Annotated in this window: 18 protein-coding genes and 1 tRNA gene; 8 read left to right on the top strand and 11 right to left on the bottom strand. The window is 69.5% G+C overall.

Features of this window, described 5'->3' with window-relative positions; genetic code table 11:
* Positions 1 to 57 precede the first annotated feature (57 nt).
* Positions 58 to 840, bottom strand: coding sequence for a DeoR/GlpR family DNA-binding transcription regulator (locus tag CRYAR_RS00510; protein WP_084699837.1), 783 nt, complete (start codon positions 838 to 840; stop codon positions 58 to 60).
* A 247-nt stretch (positions 841 to 1087) separates the two neighbouring features.
* Complete coding sequence (locus CRYAR_RS00505) at positions 1088 to 1624, bottom strand: YbhB/YbcL family Raf kinase inhibitor-like protein (RefSeq protein WP_035847522.1); 537 nt, start codon at positions 1622 to 1624, stop codon at positions 1088 to 1090.
* Between the two features lie 135 nt (positions 1625 to 1759).
* On the opposite strand from CRYAR_RS00505, the gene CRYAR_RS42440 reads away from it, so the two are divergent.
* The 3 genes from CRYAR_RS42440 (at position 1760) to CRYAR_RS46660 (ending at position 3876) form a co-directional block, all read left to right on the top strand.
* Positions 1760 to 2329 (top strand): hypothetical protein, encoded by a 570-nt coding sequence (locus CRYAR_RS42440; RefSeq protein ID WP_157017182.1) that lies wholly within the window; start codon positions 1760 to 1762, stop codon positions 2327 to 2329.
* Between the two features lie 65 nt (positions 2330 to 2394).
* Entirely contained in the window at positions 2395 to 3654 is a 1260-nt protein-coding gene (locus CRYAR_RS00495; RefSeq protein ID WP_051569534.1) for a sensor histidine kinase, read from the top strand.
* Positions 3655 to 3690: 36 nt separating this feature from the next.
* Entirely contained in the window at positions 3691 to 3876 is a 186-nt protein-coding gene (locus CRYAR_RS46660) for a hypothetical protein (protein ID WP_157017180.1), read from the top strand.
* A gap of 174 nt (positions 3877 to 4050) precedes the next feature.
* Here CRYAR_RS46660 and CRYAR_RS00490 read toward each other — a convergent pair whose 3' ends face one another.
* From CRYAR_RS00490 to CRYAR_RS00470, 5 genes are all read right to left on the bottom strand, one after another.
* Positions 4051 to 4839, bottom strand: a complete 789-nt coding sequence (locus CRYAR_RS00490; protein WP_035847518.1) for a MerR family transcriptional regulator — start codon at positions 4837 to 4839, stop codon at positions 4051 to 4053.
* A 91-nt stretch (positions 4840 to 4930) separates the two neighbouring features.
* Positions 4931 to 6772: a putative bifunctional diguanylate cyclase/phosphodiesterase gene (locus CRYAR_RS00485; RefSeq protein WP_051569533.1), complete on the bottom strand. Its 1842-nt coding sequence runs from the start codon at positions 6770 to 6772 to the stop codon at positions 4931 to 4933.
* 139 nt (positions 6773 to 6911) lie between these two features.
* Complete coding sequence (locus CRYAR_RS00480; RefSeq protein WP_035847516.1) at positions 6912 to 8078, bottom strand: acyl-CoA dehydrogenase family protein; 1167 nt, start codon at positions 8076 to 8078, stop codon at positions 6912 to 6914.
* A 235-nt stretch (positions 8079 to 8313) separates the two neighbouring features.
* A complete protein-coding gene (locus CRYAR_RS00475; RefSeq protein ID WP_035847510.1) occupies positions 8314 to 9354 on the bottom strand; it encodes a Gfo/Idh/MocA family oxidoreductase in 1041 nt (346 codons plus the stop codon).
* Positions 9354 to 9986, bottom strand: a complete 633-nt coding sequence (locus CRYAR_RS00470) for an MBL fold metallo-hydrolase (protein ID WP_035847506.1) — start codon at positions 9984 to 9986, stop codon at positions 9354 to 9356. Before CRYAR_RS00470 ends, CRYAR_RS00475 begins: the two co-directional genes overlap by 1 nt.
* A 173-nt stretch (positions 9987 to 10159) precedes the next feature.
* Between CRYAR_RS00470 and CRYAR_RS00465 the strand changes: the two genes are divergently transcribed.
* Both CRYAR_RS00465 and CRYAR_RS00460 read left to right on the top strand, forming a co-directional pair.
* Entirely contained in the window at positions 10160 to 10765 is a 606-nt protein-coding gene (locus CRYAR_RS00465) for a DUF6232 family protein (protein ID WP_157017176.1), read from the top strand.
* Positions 10765 to 11097 carry a hypothetical protein gene (locus tag CRYAR_RS00460; protein ID WP_035847499.1) on the top strand — a complete coding sequence of 111 codons (333 nt, stop codon included), beginning with the start codon at positions 10765 to 10767 and terminating at the stop codon, positions 11095 to 11097. Before CRYAR_RS00465 ends, CRYAR_RS00460 begins: the two co-directional genes overlap by 1 nt.
* 10 nt (positions 11098 to 11107) lie before the next feature.
* Here CRYAR_RS00460 and CRYAR_RS00455 read toward each other — a convergent pair.
* Positions 11108 to 11196: transfer RNA gene (locus CRYAR_RS00455), tRNA-Ser, on the bottom strand.
* A 507-nt stretch (positions 11197 to 11703) separates the two neighbouring features.
* On the opposite strand from CRYAR_RS00455, the gene CRYAR_RS00450 reads away from it, so the two are divergent.
* Entirely contained in the window at positions 11704 to 12708 is a 1005-nt protein-coding gene (locus tag CRYAR_RS00450) for an alpha/beta fold hydrolase (RefSeq protein ID WP_051569532.1), read from the top strand.
* Here the strand turns inward: CRYAR_RS00450 and CRYAR_RS42435 are convergent.
* The gene (locus CRYAR_RS42435; protein WP_169744974.1) at positions 12705 to 14774 is read right to left on the bottom strand and encodes a serine/threonine-protein kinase; all 2070 of its coding nucleotides are present in this window, start codon (positions 14772 to 14774) and stop codon (positions 12705 to 12707) included. The genes CRYAR_RS00450 and CRYAR_RS42435 overlap by 4 nt on opposite strands.
* A 132-nt stretch (positions 14775 to 14906) precedes the next feature.
* The gene (locus CRYAR_RS00440; RefSeq protein ID WP_157017174.1) at positions 14907 to 16565 is read right to left on the bottom strand and encodes a serine/threonine-protein kinase; all 1659 of its coding nucleotides are present in this window, start codon (positions 16563 to 16565) and stop codon (positions 14907 to 14909) included.
* Between the two features lie 155 nt (positions 16566 to 16720).
* Between CRYAR_RS00440 and CRYAR_RS00435 the strand changes: the two genes are divergently transcribed.
* Positions 16721 to 17566 (top strand): SGNH/GDSL hydrolase family protein, encoded by an 846-nt coding sequence (locus CRYAR_RS00435; protein ID WP_245620359.1) that lies wholly within the window; start codon positions 16721 to 16723, stop codon positions 17564 to 17566.
* On the opposite strand, the gene CRYAR_RS00430 is transcribed toward CRYAR_RS00435, so the two are convergent.
* The gene (locus CRYAR_RS00430; protein WP_157017172.1) at positions 17488 to 18105 is read right to left on the bottom strand and encodes a hypothetical protein; all 618 of its coding nucleotides are present in this window, start codon (positions 18103 to 18105) and stop codon (positions 17488 to 17490) included. The genes CRYAR_RS00435 and CRYAR_RS00430 overlap by 79 nt on opposite strands.
* A gap of 159 nt (positions 18106 to 18264) precedes the next feature.
* On the opposite strand from CRYAR_RS00430, the gene CRYAR_RS00425 reads away from it, so the two are divergent.
* Positions 18265 to 18600, top strand: a complete 336-nt coding sequence (locus tag CRYAR_RS00425) for a hypothetical protein (RefSeq protein ID WP_035847495.1) — start codon at positions 18265 to 18267, stop codon at positions 18598 to 18600.
* The last annotated feature ends 28 nt before the right edge of the window (positions 18601 to 18628 follow it).

The following is an 18628-nucleotide window of genomic DNA, read 5'->3' as shown; positions in this document are numbered from 1 at the left end:
CCGTCAACGTCACCCCCACTCAGATATGACGAGCATACCCAAATGGGGCAATAAGCTTCAGACTGGTTGATCCACCGCCACCGGCGGCGCCACGTGGACCCGCAGCCCCCGTGCGACCAGGGCGTCGAGCACGTCCTTGGTCACGTCGGAGTCCGTGATGACCGCGGTGATCGACGCCAGCTCGCTCACCCGGAACTCGGAGACGCGGCCGAGCTTCGAGGAGTCGGCCAACACGTACTTCTCGAAGCTCCGGGCGATCACGAGCCGCCGGACCACCGCCTCGCCCTCGTGGCAGCCGGTCAGGCCGGCCTGGGGGTGGATCCCGTCGGCGCCGACGAACGCGACGTCCACGTACCCTTTTTCGAACATCCGCTCGGCCTCGGGCCCGGAGACCGACAGCTCCTCGTCCCGGACGTTCCCGGGAGCCAGCTGCACACGCACGCCCGGGTGGTCGGAGAGGGACTGCGCCACGTGGCCGTTCGTGGTCAGGATCGTGCCCACCCAGTCGCCGGGAAGCGCCTTGGCGGCCTCGTAGACCGTCGTGCCCACGTCGAAGAAGACGTTGCGGTTGGGCTGGAGCAGCCGTACGGCATAACGAGCGATCGCTCGCTTCGCCGCGACGTGAGAGGTGGACCGCCGGTCCCAGCTCTCCGACTGCTTGGGCGCCCGGGTGGCGCCACCGTAGACCCGGGTGAGTTCGCCCCGGCGTTCCAACTCGTTCAGATCGCGCCGGATGGTTTCTAACGAAACGCCGAGTTGACTGGCCAGGTCGTCCGCCCGCACCATGCCCCGCGTTCCCAGTGCGGTCACTATTTGCTGGCGGCGCTGTTCAGGGACCATCGCTCCTCGTCGGGGAAGACGTCGGGAAACAACCAGAGTGGACGCACGGCACCTCAATATTGCACACGCGTCACACCCAGGAGCCGATCATGGTATGGCCCGGGGCTCCGGCTGCACCCAGGAGTCGCACCGCGATCGGCGCGGAGGCCTGTCGAGTCACAACAGTCCTCTCTGGACGATCCTAAGCCCATCCGTAAGCAAACACACGAGGGGGCCGGGCGCGATGCGCCCGACCCCCGTCGAGATTTCAGTGCTGGTAGGTGGGAACGATCAGCGCCCGCGCCACGGTGTGGAAGGCCAGGTTGAACGACACCACGGCGGGGGTGGCGTCCGGCGTGACGTCGAGCGCGTCGACGTCGACCGCGTGCACGACGAAGTAGTAGCGGTGCACCTGGTCACCGGGCGGCGGTGCGGCACCGCCGTAGTTGCGGTTCCCGTAGTCGTTGCGGACGTGGAACGCGCCACCGGGGAGGCTGTCGTCACCGGCGCCCGCGCCGGTCGGCAGTTCGGTGGTCGTACCCGGCAGGTTCACCGCGAGCCAGTGCCAGAACCCCGAGGGAGTCGGGGCGTCCGGGTCGAACGCCGTCACGACGAAACTCTTCGTCCCGGCCGGGAAATCCGACCAGGACAGCTGGGGCGAGACGTCCCGACCGCCGGCGTCCCCGGCCACCTGGGCCAGGTCGAGCTGGGTGTCGGCGGTGACGTCGGTACTCGTCACGGTGAACGACGGAACTTCGGGCAGCAACGCGTACGGATCAGGTGCCTGGGGACGCTCGAGCGCCATGATCTCCTCCTCGTTCTGTGATCTGGCGAAACCCTGCCACGCCCGAGGTCGTCGGGTGCAGCACCATGGAGTTTGTCCCAACCCCGCGGGGGTACTGCAGAAACGCATTCCGCCGACATTTCGTGAGGAGATCTCGTGCTGACCGATGTCGCCCGTCGCGTGGCGGACCCGGCGGAGAAGTTGCTCACCCAGTCGTTCCGGCTCGCCGGATGGGTGGTCGGCCGCACCGCTGGGCCGGTTTTCCGCTTGGTAGGCCACGCCGGCCGCCCGGCCGTCGAGACCTTGGCCAAAATCAGTCCGTCCGCAGCCGAGACGCTGTGGTCGTTCCTGCCCGGACGCCGTCCCGCGGCGCAACCGGTCACCCCGACCCCGGCCACCCCGCCGAGGCCGGCCCACGTCGCCACCGTGCCGTCCCCGGCCGGGGCACCGACTCCGGCCGCCGCCCACGCCGAGGCAGCCGCGCTGCTGTCCGAGGTGACCCCGGACGCGGCGAAGGCCGCCACCGCTTCGGACAGCCTGCCGGTACCGAACTGGAACGGGCTCACGATCGCCGCGATCCGCCAGCGCACCCGGTCGCTCTCCGACCAGGACGTCCTGACGCTGCTGGCGTACGAGCGGGCGCACGCCGCCCGCCCGGCCGTGATCCTCAACCTCGAGAACCGGCTGGCGAAGCTCCACCAGGCCAACGGGGCGACGCCGCAATAGTCCCTAAATACCCCTAACCACCTATAATGGTGGTTAGGGGTATTTCAGTATCGGGGGGCGGTAGGTTGGCGGGCCGGATCGACCGCGATGCGCTCATCGCGCCGTACGACGTCGTCGGCCATCCACCGGCGCCCGACCTGACCGCCCTCGCCGAGCTGGCCGCCGACATCTCCGGCACGCCGACCGCACTCGTCAACCTCATGGGCGAGACCATCCAGCACTCGGTGGCCGGGTACGGCCGCGCGCCCGGCGTCTGCGACCGCGCCGACTCGATGTGCAACCTGGTCCTCGACGAGCCCGGCCAGGTCGTCGTCAACGACACCCGCGCCGACCCGCGCTTCGCCGACAGCCCGTTCGTCACCGGCGAGCGGGCCAACTTCCGCTTCTACGCGGCCACCCACCTCCGCAACCCGCAGGGGCTCGTGCTCGGGACGCTCTGCGTCTTCGACGACGAAGCACGCAGCCTCGACGACCGGCGGATCCGTGGTCTCGGCCTGCTCGCCCGCCAGGTGGACGACGCACTCGAGCTGCGGCGCCGGACGACAAAACTGGTGGACGCCGTCGCCGAGCTGGCCGAGGTCCGCGCCGAGCTGACCCGCTCGAACGAGGCGCTGCACGCGTTCGCCGGCCAGGTCAGCCACGACCTGCGCAACCCGCTCACCGCGATCAACGGGTTCCTGGAGGAGCTGCAGTACAACGTCCCGCACGACACCCCGTCGTCGGAGTACGTGGCCAGGGCGCTCTCCTCGACCCACCGGATGAGCGATCTGATCACCGACCTGCTCGGCTTCGCGAAGCTCGGCGGGGAGCTGCGCCGGGAGCCGGTGGCGGTGCGGCACCTGGTGGAGGAGGTCCGGCACGACCTGGCGCCTGCGCTGTCCGCGGTCGGTGCCCGGCTCGACGTCGGACCGCTGCCGACCGTCCGGGTCGACGCCACCCAGATCCGGGCCGTGCTGCAGAACCTGATCTCGAATGCGGCCAAGTACCGGCACCCGGAGCGAACTCCGCTGATCGCCGTGCACAGCGCCCGGCAGGACCACGCCTGGCGGATCGAGGTCGTCGACAACGGCATCGGCGTACCGCGCGACCGCCGCGAGGAGGCGTTCAGCCCGCTGAGCCGGGTGCACGATCCGCACGACTCCAGCGCCGAAGGAGCCGGCATCGGCCTGGCCACCGCACGGCGGATCATCACCGCGCACGGCGGGCAGATCGGCCTCGACGCCAGCCCGTCCGGAGGCACGGTCGCCTGGTTCACCCTCCCCGACCCCACCGACGGCCCCTCGTTCGCGTCCGCCACGCCGCCCCGCTCGGCCCGCGTCCGCTAGCGCGGGTCGCTAGCGGCCGGCCGCTACGGTCGCCGGATGCCGACTTTCATGATCGCGCTCCGCGGTTACCGCATCGCCGAAGTCGACCGCTGGGTCGAGTGGGCCGAGCAGCACCCCGACCAGGCCCGCACGGCCGAGCCGCCCCAGTTCAACCAGACGCTCCGCGGTTACGCGCGCCGCGAGGTCGACGAGTGGATCAGCGGCTTGCGCACGCCGCGCTGACCTTCGATTCCCATCGATTCGGCCTTAGCCCTCGAAGTATCGATCCCGGCCCGGCGGTGAGCCACGCTCGTGGTGGCGCGATTCTGTCGCTACCCGGTAGGCAGAATCGCGCCCTCTTCCCAAGGTGGCCGACTCCGTCGCTCGAACCCGAGCGGCGGAGTCGGCGTGGAAGAGTCAGCTCTCGCGGGTTTCCTTGGCGAGCGCACTCACCGCGTCACCGAGCACCTGGTTGACCGCGTTCTCCATCGCCATCGCGAGCATCGCGTCGACGCTCTTGCGGGCCAGCGGGCGCAGGCTCTGCACCAGCGCCGCCGCGGCCGCCGGGTCGTCGATCTCGGCCGGCTCGTCCGTGCCGTGCGAGTCACCCGGGGACAGGCTCGGCGTGATCGTGGCCTTCACCAGCGACACGTACCGCTCGGCCACCCGCTCGATGTCGTGCATGCTGTCCTCGGCGAGCTTCAGCACCACCGAAAGCGGATAACCGGCCTGCACCAGCTGCACGGCGATGTCGAGCAACTGCGGGCTGGCCACCCGGAACCGGGTGCCCTCCGGCCGCAGCATGCCCGACGAGATCGCCCGGTCGAGCGTCCCGCGCTCCTCCTGCTTGCCGAACATGCGCTGCAGGTCGCCGGCCGAGATGACGGTCTGGGGTTCCTCGCTCCACGGGCTGGTGAGCGCGGCCTCCAGGCCGAGCACGTCGGCCAGGTCGCGTCCGCGCTCCCAGGCGGAGATCAGCTCACCGATGTGGGCCAGTGAGTACCCGCGGTCGAGCAGCCGGGCGATCAGCCGGAGCCGGGCCAGGTGCGCCTCGCTGTACCAACCGACCCGGCCGCGCCGTACCGGCGGCGGAAGAATCCGGCGTTCTTGGTACAAGCGGATATTGCGCACCGGGATGGCGGACTCGCGCGCGAGGTCGTTGATCCGGTACTCGCCGGCCTGGTCGTTCTCCGTTCGGCTGGCCATGCCCGGAACACCCCTTTCGTCCTGCGCCCGTGTGCGTTCTTGCGTGCAGAGGAGTATTCCACCCTCAGTTGTTGTAACGATTCCGAGGTGCTCACGCCACCACGGCGGGCGTCCCGGTCGCGCTTCCGGCCGGGCGGCGGTCGGCGAGCCAACTCGCCAGCGGCCCCGGACGCCCGAGCCCGTAACCCTGGCCGTAGTCGACGCCGATCTCACGCAACACCGCGAGCGTGGCGTCGTCCTCGACGAACTCGGCGACGGTACGCAGCCCCATCTCGTGACCGATCTGGTTGACCGCGGCGACCATCGTGCGGTCGATCATGTCGTGCGTGATCGTCTTGACGAAGTTCCCGTCGATCTTCAGGAAGTCCACCGGGAGGTTCTTCAGGTATGCGAACGACGAGAGGCCGCTGCCGAAGTCGTCGAGCGCGAACCGGATCCCGGACGCGCGCATCTCGGTGATGAACCGGCGCGCGGCCTCGAGGTTCGTGATCGCCACCGTCTCGGTGATCTCGAAGCAGATCAGGCTCGGCGAGAGCTTGTGCTCGGCCAGCTGCGCCTGGACGAACGTCCGGAACGTCTCGTCGCCGATCGATGGTCCGGCGAGGTTGATCGTGTAGAGATCCCCGTTCGTCGGTGACCCGGGCGGGTAGTGCGCGACGAGCGTCTTGATCGCCTTCGCGACGACCGACCGGTCGAGGGCTGGCAGCAGGTCGTAGCGCTCCGCGGCCGGGAAGAACAGCCCGGGCGAGATGAGAGACCCGTGGGCCTCGCAGAGCCGGACCAGGATCTCGCCGATCCGGCCGGTCTCCTCGTCGTTCGGAACCGTGGGGACGATCGGCTGGTAGACGAGTTCGAGGCGATCCTCGTGCAGCGCGTCGAGCAGAGCGCCGGCCCAGATCGAGTCGCTCTGCCGTCGGTTGAGTTCGGCGTCGCCCTGGTGGTGGACGTGCACCCGGCCGCGGCCGGCCTCCTTCGCGGTGTAGAGCGCGGCGTCGGCCATCTGCATCGCTTCTTCGACGTAACGCACCTGCCCGAACAGCGGGAGGACGCCGATGCTGGCGCTCGCCGCGAACGTCCGGTCGTCGGCCTTGAACCGGTGACGACCCAGCGCGGCACAGGCGGCCTTGGCCATCCCGACCGCTTCCTCGACGCTGCGGCGCCGGATCAGGATGCCGAACTCGTCCCCGCCGAGGCGCGCCAGCGTGTCCTCCGGCGCGAGCACCTCGCTCAGCACCCAGCAGACCTCGGTCAGCAGGCGGTCGCCGGCCGGGTGCCCGCAGGTGTCGTTGACGATCTTGAAGCGGTCCAGGTCGAGGATGCAGACGACGGTCGCGTCCGGCTCCTCGATCCGGTTGAGCACCTCGCTGATCCGGGTCTCGAACTCCCGGCGGTTCAGCGCACCGGTCAGCGGGTCGTGGCAGTTGTCGTACTCCAGTTGCTCGGTCACCTCGCGGGTGGCCGCGTCAGCGCGGTCGGTCAGCCGCCAGTTGAGGATGGCGCCGACCGCCGCGGCCGTGACGTAACCGGCGTGGATGAGCGCGTACTTCACCGGCTCGTGCACCGCCGGGGAGTGGCCGTACACGTCACCGGGCGCGAGCACGCCGACGATCGCGTGTTCGAACGCGACGAAGCCGATGGCCAGGAGGAACGTCAGCCAGTCCTGGTAGAGCGTGATGAAGAACAGCATCACGAAGAAGTGGAAATGCGCCTCGATCTCACCACCGGAGAACGACACGGTGACGGCCGAGGAGGCGACGATGCCCAGCGTCGCGGCGGACGCCCGCACCCGCTGCCCGAGCTGGTCCGCACCGGCCACGGCCACGAGCAGGGCCAGCGGTGCCACCATCACCAGGCATCGGGCGAAGTCGATGCCCCGGTAGAGGCCGTAGAACGGCAGCACGACGACATGGGCGAGCAGCACCAGGACGATCACCCGGTGCCGCGAAGACCAACTCGGATCACCCGGTGGGCGACCTCGTGGGAGCTTCTGCAGGAAGCCTCGGTCGAACCACGTCAACACATCCCTGACATCGGCGGCCGGATCAGGAGTGTGAGTCGTTAGACCTTCTGCTCTACCCGCGGAAAGCGGCGTGGCCGGTGAGAGCCTGCCCGAGCACCAGCGTGTGCATCTCCACCGTGCCCTCGTACGTGAGCACCGACTCGAGGTTCACGGCGTGCCGGATGACCGGATATTCCAATGAGATGCCGTTGGCGCCGAGGATCGTCCGCGCCGTCCGGCAGATCTCGAGCGCCTCCCGGACGTTGTTGAGCTTGCCGACGCTCACCTGCTCGGGTCGCAGCGAACCGGCGTCCTTGCGACGACCGAGGTGCAGCGCGAGCAACTGGCCCTTCGCGAGCTCCACGGCCATGTCGGCGAGCTTCTGCTGGGTCAGCTGGAACGCGCCGATCGGCTTGCCGAACTGCTCCCGCGTCTTGGCGTACTCGAGCGCGGCCTCGAACGCCGATCGACCGGCGCCCATCGAGCCCCACACGATGCCGTAGCGGGCCTCGTTCAGGCAGCTGAGCGGGCCCTTCAAGCCCTGGACGTCGAGCATCGCGGCGGACGGCAGGCGAACGCCGTTCAGCACCAGTTCGCTGGTCACCGACGCGCGCAGGGAGAGTTTCCGGGTGATCTCCGGTGCCTCGAACCCCGGCGTATCGGTGGGGACGACGAACCCGCGGATGCCCTCCTCGGTGCCGGCCCAGACGACCGCGACATCGGCCACCGAACCGTTGGTGATCCACATCTTGCGCCCGTCGAGCACCCAGTCGGAGCCGTCACGGCGGGCCCGGGTACGCATTCCGGCCGGGTCGGACCCGTGGTCGGGCTCGGTGAGACCGAAGCAGCCGATCGCGTCGCCGGAGGCCATCGCCGGCAGCCAGCGTTCCTTGTGCTCCTCGCGGCCGAACTTCCAGATCGCGTACATCGCCAGCGAGCCCTGCACCGACACCAGCGACCGCAGACCGGAGTCCGCGGCCTCGAGCTCCAAGCAGGCCAGCCCGTAGTCGACGGCGGACAGGCCGGCGCATCCGTATCCGGTCAGGTGCATGCCGAGCACGCCCAGCTCGCCGAACTCCTTGGCGATCTCGCGCACCGGCAGGCGACCGGATTCGAACCATTCGGCGATGTTCGGTGCGATCACGGCGTCGCAGCGGGTGCGCACGGCGTCCCGGATCGCCTTCTCGTCGTCGGTCAGCAGGTCGTCGATACCGATCGGGTCAGCCGGGTCGAACGTCATCCCTCATCCCTACCGCAGCTGTGCACGTACTTGTGCTCAGTGTGGGGATTACCGCGCCGACGGGAAGTCGGTTAACGAGTGGTGTCCACAGCATCGCGGGTCGGTGTCAGGAGTCCATCCAGCCCGCGGCCTGCCGCTGAGGTCGGCCCGCCAGGGCGTCCATCCACAGCTGTGCACAGGCTCTGTCCACAGCTGGGGACAACGTTATCCACAGGCTGTGGATTGTGTGGATAACTCAGATGTCCACAACCGTGCGCGCGGACGCGCTGCGCCGGGCGGCGTCGAGCACCGTCAGGACACGCACCGCGTCGTGCGGGTCGACGGGCATCGGCGCCCCGGTGGTCACCGCCGTGACGACGCCCTCGTAGAAGCGGGTCCACTCCCCGGTCAGCGTCCGGTACGGGCGGACGGCGTCCCCCGCCCCGACCTTGCCCCACTCGTCGGCCGGCCGCTCGCCGAAGTTCGGCGAGCCCGGTTTCCGGCCCGCGCGCAGGGCCGACTCCTGCGGATCCATGCCCCAGGTGACGTACGCGCCGGCGTCCCCGAGCAGCCGGAACCGCGGCCCGAGCTGCCCGGCCAACGCCGAAGCCCAGAGATGGCTGTGCACCCCCGACGCGTGCGTCAGCGCCAGGAACACGTCGTCCTCCACCGCGGCCCCGGGCCGACGGGCGTCGATCTCGGCGTAGACCGACCGGACCGGCCCGAACAGTGTGATCGCCTGGTCGACCAGGTGCGTGCCGAGGTCGAGGAGGATGCCACCGGCGTTGGCGGCGCTCTCCTTCCAGGCGTCGGTGGCCACGGCCGGCCGCCACCGGTCGAACCGGCTCTCCAGGCGCAGCGGATGCCCGACCGCCCCCGACGTCAGCAGCCGGCGCATCGTGCGGAAGTCACCGTCCCACCGGCGGTTCTGGAAGACCGTCAACGGCACCTGGGCCTTCTCGGCCCGCTTGACCAGTTCCCGCGCGTCGGCGGCGCGTCCCGCCAACGGCTTGTCGACGACGACCGGCAGCCGCGCGTCGATCGCGGCCCGCGCGAGCGGCAGGTGGGTGTGGTTCGGGGTCGCGACGACCACCAGGTCGTACGACGTCCGGGCGGCCCAGACCTCCTCCGCGTCGGCCAGCACCCGCGCACCGGGATGATCACGCAGCACCTGATCGCGTCGGGACGTGACCACGGCGCTCAACGTCAGACCGTCGACCGCCGCGATCAGCGGCGCGTGGAAGGAGGCGCCGGCGGTGCCGTAGCCGAGCAGAGCAACCCGCAGCGGCTCGGCCATCAGTACTCCCGCACCTCACCGTCGTCGATGATCTCGACGGCCGTGCTCTCCGCCGAGAGCTTCGACATGTTCTGGTAGTACATCTGCGGGAACGCCGCCGCCTTCTCGTGGATCGGGATCGCGATCCGCGGAGCGACCGCCCGCACGTAGTCGATCGCTTCCCAGAGCTTCAGCCAGGGCGCGGCCGTCGGAGCACCGAGGATCTCGATCGGCCGATCCGGCACCGTGAGCGCGTCACCCGGGTGGAAGAACCGACCACCGAGCAGGAAGCCGACGTTCGGAATGATCGGGATGTCAGGGTGGATGACCGCGTGCTCGACGCCGATCGCCTCGACGCTCAGCCCGTTCAGCTGCAGTGACGCCCCGGCCGCGACCCCCTCGGCCCGGATCCCGTCCTCGGCGAGGATGCCGGCGCTGGCCTGATCGGTGTAGACGACGGCGTCCGGATTGGCGGCCAGCAGGCCCGGCAGCCGCTCCACGTCGAGGTGATCGAAGTGCTGGTGGGTGACCAGGACCGCGGTCAGGTCCCGAAGCTCCTCCCACCCCTGCGCGAACGCCCCGGGATCGATGAGCACCCGAGCGTCCGCGTCCTCGACCAGCACACAGGCATGACCAAATTTCTGGAAGCGCATAGGTCTAGTGGTACCCCATGAGATCCGCCGCGACGACACCCGCGTGATCAACATCCACGTCCCGCGGTTTTCGCAAACCTCACACTAGAACGAGATGTTTTTGTTTGCGACCCCCGATTAGTGGGCTTTGAATCTCGTCGATACTAATGCGGAAATACTCACCCGATCGGTTGATGGACGGCCTGGCGACAGCGCGGATCATAGGAATCCATCGTGGACTTATCAGCCCGGTGAATTACTTTTCCGCAGATGAGACGGGACTTCACGTGACGCCACCACTCGGCACCGTCCAGGTAATTCTGAACAAGCGCACTTTGCGGATCGGCCATCAGACATACCAATTACAGAATCTCGCCCGCGTACAGACCGTGCGCCTTCCGAAGCCGCTCGACGCGGAGAAGGGCAACTCCGCACTGGCCGTGCTGACCGCGGTCGGTGTGCTGGTCGTCGCGGGAATCATCTCCGGGGCAGCCCAGACGGAGGCCATCTGCGGGCTCGGCGTCCCGCTGGCCATCGGCCTGGCCATCTTCGTCTACCTGAGGACCAAAAAGACCTGGGTGCCGCTCTACGCCCTAGTGCTCGAAACAACCGGAAACCCCGTTACAGCGCTGGTATCCCCCGACTCCAATGAAATGGAGCACCTCTCTGGAGAGATCGTGGAAGCGATCGAGAATCCACCGGAGGTCGAACGCATCCTGCAGGTCAACAATGTCACGTTGGGAGATCAGTACAACCAGTCAGGGACCCAGAACATCGGCCGGATCGGCGGGGCTGTGTGATGGGCGACTCCGTGTTCTCGTTCGGGGAAAACCGCGTCGGCGGCGACCAGTACAACCAGAATGGCACGACGAACATCGGGAAGATCGAAAGCCACCAGTCGGTGGCGATCAGAGAGCTGAACGACTTCCTGGCCTGGGCCGAAGAGCAGGGGCTCGTCCTCCCGGGTGGCCTCGTCACCGACGAGAACCGGCTGCGCGCCACCGTCCGGTCACATCCCGGGCGCCTCCGACGCGTCGCCGCCGCCGTGGCCGGCGGATCGAAGGACGCTCTGATGAAGGCGTCACCGGGCATCGCGACCACGCTCATCCTGCAGGCCCTCGGCGCCGCATGAGCGTTCAGAGCGGAGGGCGTGGGATTCGAACCCACGATGAGGCTTCCGCCCCATAGCAGTTTTCAAGACTGCCGCCATCGGCCACTAGGCGAGCCCTCCTGGGCCACCGCGCGCGGTAGCCACCGGCAAGTCTGTCATGCGCCGCCGCGGGGTTGACGGCACCTCCGCCAACTTGCCCTCGTCTCCACACTGGACTCTGAACCGATACGGTCGGCCGAACGTGAGATGAGATGAAGATTCGTGTTTGAAGTTCGTCCGTAAAGGGTGATTGATCTAGCACCGGCGCAGTTACCGGCGGAGATCGTTACCGCACTGGGAGCGAGGTGTTCGACGATGGCCCCTTCGAATCTCACCGTTTACTACTCCGATGGGTCGGATGCTTCCTTCGATGACGTGACCTATCGCGTCGCCGACGACTACCTCTACGTCGAGCCGTCCAGCGGCGATGCTCCTCCGCCGATCGAGCTCTTCTCGGTCTACAGCTGGGTCGCACGCACCCAGGCCGCCTGAGCCAATCCCTGGAGAACGGTCCCCACCGGCGCGCGCCGGTGGGGACCGTTGCTATTCCGGCCACCCGCGACCCTACTGACAAGTAGGATCCGCGCCATGCGAGCGAAGCGAACGGCGATTCTCATCGGTGCCGCGGCGGCCGCGGTCGCTGCCTTCTACGTCCGACGTCAGTCGAGCGCGCTCGCCGACCCGCGGCTCGACGCCATGGCCCCGGTGCCGCCACGCGTCGATCGCACCGTGCGCTCGGCCGACGGCACGGCCATCCACGTCACCGAATACGGGCCGGCCGACGCGCCCACCGTCGTGCTCGCTCACGGCTGGACCTGCGCGATCGGCTTCTACACCAACCAGATCCGGGCGCTCTCCCGCGACCTGCACGTCGTCGCCTACAACCTGCGCGGTCACGGCGGCAGCGCGGTGCCCGGCAAGGGGCAGTTCACCACCGACGCGCTCGCCGACGACCTCGCCGCGGTGCTGCACGCCACGGTGCCGGACGGTCAGCGGGCCGTCGTCGTCGGACACAGCATGGGCGCGATGAGCCTGGTCGCGTTAGCCGGGAAGCACCGCGCGCTGCTGCACCGGAAGGTGGCGGCGGCGATGCTGGCCAACACCGGCGTCACCGATCTGGTCACCAGTTCACTGCTGCTGCCGGGGCCGGACGGTCTGCGTCGGCTCACCGCGCCGATCAGCCGGACGCTGCTCGCGGCGTCGCTGCCGCTCGGCACCCGTCCGACCGCCGCGACGATGCCGCTGATCCGCTACATCGCGCTCGCGCCGCAGGCACCGAAGGACCAGGTCGCGTTCTGCGCGCACATCATCCTGGAGACACCCCGGACCGTCCGGGGCGGCTTCGGCGCGACGCTCGGCAACCTCGACCTGCGCACCGCCGTGCCGCACCTGGACGTTCCGGCGACGGTCGTGACCGGCGAGTTCGACCTCCTGACCCCGCCGAAGCTGGGCCGTCGCCTCGCCGAGGACCTGCCGCAGGCGCGGCTGGTGGAGATCGACGGCGTCGGCCACATGACGCCGGTCGAGGCTCCGGAGATCATCGAACGCGAGATCCGGGCGCTCGTCGACGCCCACCTGACCGCGACCGCCTAGCGGGTGAACGGATTCGGCGTCGCCGTGTTGGTGCCGCCGGGGTCGGCCTGGGCGCACTTGATCTCGATGATCTCCGGGCCGGCGTTCACCGCGGTCGGCGCTTTGATCGTCAGCGAGTAGGAGTGCGCTCCGGCCGCGGGCTTGCCCATCACGTCCTCCGGTGACACCGAGAAGCCGGTGTCCTTCTCGGTGACGGTCCGGGTCTGGGAGGCGACCGTCGTGCCTCCCCGGCTGACCGCCCACTCGACGGCGGCCGCACCGACGGTCTTGACGTTCACCGTGATGACGATCGTCAGCTGTTTCGCGCAGTCGACCGGGTTCGTGGGCTGCTGCACGGACAGGGAGGCGCTGAGCACCTTCGGGTCCGTCGGCGGCTCCGACGTGTCGGTCGGGTCGGGGCTAGACGTGATCGGAGTGGGCTGGGGGCGCGTTCCGGTCGGTACCGGCTGCGCGCCCGGCTCGTCGGACGTCTCGGCGCCTGGCGACGGCGGCGTGGTCGGTGTCGTGTCGTTGCCGGTCGTCGGCGCGTCCACGATGTTGATGCCGGCGCGGTTGGCTTTCGAGCCGCGGTCCTGGGTGGCGATGAGGTTCGCGATGATCCCGGCGCCCAGACCCAGTACGACGATCGTGACCACGGCGAGGAGACGCTTCCAGCGCTGCCCGGCCGGGGGTGAGGTCGGAACGGCCGGCGGCCGGAACGTAGGCGGCGGCCCGCCGTGCCCAGAGTTCCCGTGCCCAGAGTTCCCGTGCCCAGAGTTCCCGTGCCCGGAGTTCCCGTGCCCAGAGTTCCCGTGCCCGGAACCCCCGGAATTCGAGCCTGGACCCCAACCCAGCTCACGTGCCCCGGTGACCGGTACCCCCGAGGTCGGCACCCCGGCCCACGGCGCCCCGGAAACCGGCCCACCCGAAACCGGCCCACCCGAGACCGGCGCACCCGAGACCGGCGCACCCGACACCGGCCGGCCGTACACCACACCCGCGGACGACGACGCCCCGGAGATCGGCGCACCCGAGATGGGACGCCCGTAAACCACGCCTCCGGAAACCGGCGCCCCGGAACTCGGCGCCGACGAGGCTAACGGCCGCGATCGCTCGCGCACCGCGAACACCGCGGTGCTGTTGTCGGACGGCAGATCGCCCTGCGGCAACCCCGGTACCGCCGCCGCTCCACGCCCAACCCGGTCGTCGGTGTCCACCCGCCCGGGCGGCGGCGGAACGAACTCTCCGGACCGCGTCTCCGACTCCTCCGGAGTTTCCGCGATCGAAAGCAGCAACGCCCGAGCCTCCGGCCGGTCGAGCCGCTCCTCCGGCTTCTTCTCCAGCAGCCCGTCGATGACCCGGGTCAGACGCGGACCGGCGAACTTCGGCCGCGGATGCGGCTGCGTCGCACTCGCGAACAACCCGACGATCGTCTCTTTCGCGACGAACGGCCCGATCCCTTCGACGGCGAAGAACAGCGTCGCGCCGAGCGCGAACAGATCTCCGCCGGGCGTCGTCGAGCCGGTCATCAGCCGCTCCGGCGCGATGTACCCGGGAGAGCCGAGCAACGCGCCCGTCTTCGTCAGCGTCTCGGTGCCGAACACCGACGCGATCGAGAAGTCGGTCAGCTGGGCGGTGCCGTCGGTCTGGATCAGCACGTTGTGGGGCTTCACGTCGCGGTGAATGACGTCAGCGGCGTGCGCGGCCCCCAGCGCGTCGAGCAATTGGACGCCGATCCGGGCGACCACCCGGTCCGGTAACGGCCCGTCGGCCGACACGGTCTGGTCGAGCGAACGACCCTCGACGAACCGCATGATGATGAACGGCTGCTCGCCCTCGAGGATGACGTCGTGCACCGGAACGATGTTCGGGTGATCGAGACGCCCGGCGCTCTGGGCTTCGAGCATGGCGCGCTTGGTCAGCGAATCGCGTTCGTCGTCCGACATCGCCGAGGGGAAGCGGACTTCCTTGACCGCGACGACGCGGCCGAGGCGCAGATCGAAGGCACGCCAAACCACGCCCATGCCCCCGGACCCGACAGCCTTGTCCAGGCGGTATCGGCCGTCGACCGTCCTCTGCTCAGACATTCCTCCGCCATCTGTCGCCCGGCACGACGGTAGCCGCACTGTGCACATCGAACCGACGCTCGGATCGGATACCGGACACGCCGCACGCAGACCCTAGTTCACGGACCTGAAGAACCGCTGACTACCGGCCGTTCATCCCACGCACAGAACGCTGATTTGAGCGGGGACCGGCGAGAACCGAGTGGGCAACTCCACTGCCACCTGCACCGCGTAGGTGCGGCTGCCCTGGGAGAAATCGAGCGCCACCTGATCGCTGAACTCGGCCGGGACGTCCGCGTCGGGGACCGAGCCGGCGCCTCCGGCGATCTCACTGTCGCCCGGTGCCTGCGAAATCGTGTAGCGAATATCCGTCGGCCCGTCGCTGACCGAGACCGTGAGATTGACGGTGAAGGTGACCGGGTTCGCGCACGACCCGAAATAGTTCTTCGGCGAAACCGACATCTCCGCCCCGGTCACCTGGCCGACCGGATCGGGCGACTCGCTCTGCGTCGGCGATGCGGCTTTTGAAGCGCTGGGGGTCGCGGACGCGGACGCCGAGACGGACGCCGACGCGGAGGCCGACGCCGAGTCGGAAGCCGACGGCAAAGCCGAGGCCAGCTCGCCCGGCGGCGGGGCGGCCAGCGACTCGGCCGCCCGGATCGACCCGTCCTCGGTGTTGTCACCGCCGCCGCTCAGCACCACGGCTGTCGCCACGACGGCCGCGCCGACCGCCGCCGCGAGCGCGCCGATGAGCATCTTGCGCCGGCGCCCGCTGCGTGGCGCCGCGTGCATGGGTTTCCCGGGGCGTGGCCCCTCACCGTCCACACCGTCGGCCGACGTCGGGCGCGGCGCCTCCGAAGCGTCGCCCGACGTGTTCGCGACGACCACCGTCGGGGTCTCGTCCCGCGACGGCGGCGCCACCGCGGCGAACTCCGTGGTCGGCGCTTCCTCGCCCCGCGCGACCGCGCTCAGCGCCTCACGCACCTGCGCCAGCCCGGGGCGCTCCGACGGTTCCTTCGCCAGCAACGCGTCGAGCAGTGGCGCGAGCGCCCCGGCTCGCTTCGGCGCCGGATGCGGCGTGGTGGCCGTGGCCAGCAGCGCGGCCAACGGATCGTGCCGGTCGAACGGCCCGAAGCCCTCCACCGCGCAGAACAGCGTCGCGCCGAGACCGAAGAGGTCGGCTTCACGGCCGGTAGTCTGACCGTTCAACCGCTCGGGCGCGATGTAGCCGGGCGAGCCGAGCGCTCCGCTGCCGGCCGACATCGTTCCGCGCATCGAGTCGGTGGCGATCGAGAAGTCGGTGAGAAGCACTTCGCCGTCGTCGGTGAGAAGCACGTTCGACGGTTTCACGTCCCGGTGGACGACCCCACCGCGGTGCGCGGCGGCCAACGCGTCGACGAGCGCGATACCGATCTGCGCGGTCTGCACCGGGCTCACCGGTCCGGTCGAGCGCACGGTCTCCCCCAGCGATCGGCCCTCGACGAGCCGCATCACCAGGCACGGCATTCCCCGCTCGGCGACGACGTCGTGCACCGCGACGATGTTGGGGTGCGACACCTTGGCCGCGTGCCGGGCTTCGGCCATCGCCCGCCGGGTCATCAACGTCCGCTGGTCGTCGGTCGCGGTGTTCGGGAGGTTGACCTCCTTCACCGCCACCGGCCGGTGTAAGCGGGTGTCGTAACCGCGCCAGACCGTGCCCATCGCGCCGGTGCCGACGACCGCTTCGACCCGGTAACGGCCGCCGATCATCCGCACCGGGCGGTCGTCGCGATCGTCACCCGGTGCTCGCGTCGGCTCGGTCACCTCAGGCACCACCCGTCACCGTAGCGGTGATACCGGACGTAGCCCAACGCAGCCGACCAATTGGGGCCTGCGGCGCTGATCACGCTGACGGATACCCGGCTGACACCTCGTTGCGGGCGGTGGCATAGTCGAGCGCGATTGTCGGCTATCGCGGAGGTTGTGTCGTGCCCGGGCCTTGGTCGAGCTACGTGGCGATCGGTGACAGCTTCACCGAGGGCATGGACGACCCGTACACCGACGGCACGTACCGCGGTTGGGCCGATCTCGTCGCCGGCTGTCTGGCCGCGGTGACCGAGACCGACGACTTTCGGTACGCCAACCTGGCGGTACGGGGCCGGTTGCTGCCCGCGGTCGTCGACGCGCAGGTTCCGCTGGCCGCCGCGATGAAGCCGTGCCTGGTCACGTTCTCCGCCGGTGGCAACGACACGATCCGTCGACGGTTCGACCCGCAGCGGATGACCGAGGTGTTCGAGGGTGCGGTCGACCGCCTCACCTCCAGCGGCGCCGATGTGGTGCTCTTCACACCGCCGGACGTGACGGTCAACTACCCGGCCGCCACCCGGTACCTGGGCCCGCGGCTCCACTTCAGCACCGAACTGGTCCGGCGCGTGGCCAAGGAGTACGACACGTACCTGGCCGACCTCAACGCCGACGACGGGTTCCGCGACCGGCGGGTGTGGAGCATCGACCGGCTGCACCTCAACCCGGCCGGTCACCGCCGGGTCGCGCACCACGTGCTCAGCTCACTGGGCGTGGAGTGTGACGCCGAGTGGATGGCGTCCCTGCCGATGGCGACGCCGGATCGCTGGCTCACCGCCCGCCGAGCCGACCTGCAGTGGGCCCGGGCTCACCTGGCGCCGTGGATCGGGCGCCGCCTGACCGGCCGCTCCTCCGGTGACACGATTACGGCGAAGCGGCCGGACCTGGCTAACTACTCGTCTTCCTCGCCCATGCCGAGGTCGCACTCACCGGGCTCGTGTTCCGGCCGGGTCGGCGGCTCCAAGCCGTAACGGTCGAGCAGCTCGCTCACCCGATCGATCGCCGAGTCCGGATCGGGCAGTTCGAGCAGCAGCGAGGCGAACGGCTCGTCCGAGTCGGCCCGCACCAGGTGCAGGATCAGTTCCGGCTCGATGCCCACGTCGGGGCAGTGCAGCGGCTCGTACCCGACCGCGACCCGCGAATCCAGGTCGACGACCAGGCTCGCCGGCACGTCGGTGCCGTGGATCCGGGACAGGGCCGACCGGAGGTCGTCCCAGAGATCCACGGCGATGGCCCATCGCTCGTCGTCCGACGGGGTGTACCGCTGCACTCCCGCGTCGGACGCGAAAGCCGCCTTCACCAGATCTTCGCGCTCTTCCCACGCTTCACCGTCGAGCGCGGGGCGCACCGCGGCCTCGAAGCACACGAGCCGGTCGGAACCGGCGAGCCGTAGTTGGTCGACCAGTTGATCAATGCTCTCGACGACGGCATCCTGCCAGTCCAAGGCAGCTCGCTCGGCCGCAGCCCTGGCGGCCGTACGGCGAGCCCGCGCCTTTTCCAGCACGTCCATCCCCGCCTCCACTGACGTTGAAGTACCAGCCGGTCGGGAGCTCGCCGGGGACGACGACGACCGGCCTTACCTTGATCCTCTCACTTTCGCCCTCCTCGTCACTCGGACGACTCGGCACTGGGCATTTATCACTGCCCCGATGGCCGGAAGAATGCCGGCATGGACGCGAGCGATCCACACATCCACGTCACGGCCGAGCTCGGCACCGAGACCGAGACCCGCAACCTGCTGTCCTCGACGTTCGGGCTGGTCGCCGACCGGCCGCGTGACGTCAGGACCGGGTGCGGCCGGCGGGTGGCGTTCGCGATGACCGCGCAGCAACCCGAGCACGTCACCTGCCTCCCGTGCCGGGAGTACGCCGCCGCCAAGCACCTCAAGACGGCCGAGCAGCTCCTGGAGACCGCAGCACTCCAAGGCCTCGCGCTCGACCCCACCGACCTCCGCCGTGCCGCCGACCACCATCGCACCCTCGCCCTGCGGTACGGCTCCGGCTAGGGTCGGCGCGGCGGTGGCCCCCAGCGCG

The organism is Cryptosporangium arvum DSM 44712 (genome assembly GCF_000585375.1).
GTDB classification, from domain to species: domain Bacteria; phylum Actinomycetota; class Actinomycetes; order Mycobacteriales; family Cryptosporangiaceae; genus Cryptosporangium; species Cryptosporangium arvum.
The sequence above is the reverse complement of the archived record's forward strand: the minus strand, read 5'-3'. Positions and strand labels throughout refer to the sequence as shown.

Coding starts and splice junctions, on each gene's coding strand:
- CRYAR_RS00465 (WP_157017176.1), top strand. CDS start 10,160: ATGGACGGCCTGGCGACAGCGCGGATCATAGGAATCCATCGTGGACTT.
- CRYAR_RS00505 (WP_035847522.1), bottom strand. CDS start 1,624: ATGGCGCTCGAGCGTCCCCAGGCACCTGATCCGTACGCGTTGCTGCCC.
- CRYAR_RS00460 (WP_035847499.1), top strand. CDS start 10,765: ATGGGCGACTCCGTGTTCTCGTTCGGGGAAAACCGCGTCGGCGGCGAC.
- CRYAR_RS00430 (WP_157017172.1), bottom strand. CDS start 18,105: ATGGACGTGCTGGAAAAGGCGCGGGCTCGCCGTACGGCCGCCAGGGCT.
- CRYAR_RS42435 (WP_169744974.1), bottom strand. CDS start 14,774: ATGTCTGAGCAGAGGACGGTCGACGGCCGATACCGCCTGGACAAGGCT.
- CRYAR_RS00425 (WP_035847495.1), top strand. CDS start 18,265: ATGGACGCGAGCGATCCACACATCCACGTCACGGCCGAGCTCGGCACC.
- CRYAR_RS00480 (WP_035847516.1), bottom strand. CDS start 8,078: ATGACGTTCGACCCGGCTGACCCGATCGGTATCGACGACCTGCTGACC.
- CRYAR_RS00470 (WP_035847506.1), bottom strand. CDS start 9,986: ATGCGCTTCCAGAAATTTGGTCATGCCTGTGTGCTGGTCGAGGACGCG.
- CRYAR_RS46660 (WP_157017180.1), top strand. CDS start 3,691: ATGCCGACTTTCATGATCGCGCTCCGCGGTTACCGCATCGCCGAAGTC.
- CRYAR_RS00475 (WP_035847510.1), bottom strand. CDS start 9,354: ATGGCCGAGCCGCTGCGGGTTGCTCTGCTCGGCTACGGCACCGCCGGC.
- CRYAR_RS00510 (WP_084699837.1), bottom strand. CDS start 840: ATGGTCCCTGAACAGCGCCGCCAGCAAATAGTGACCGCACTGGGAACG.
- CRYAR_RS00490 (WP_035847518.1), bottom strand. CDS start 4,839: ATGGCCAGCCGAACGGAGAACGACCAGGCCGGCGAGTACCGGATCAAC.
- CRYAR_RS00450 (WP_051569532.1), top strand. CDS start 11,704: ATGCGAGCGAAGCGAACGGCGATTCTCATCGGTGCCGCGGCGGCCGCG.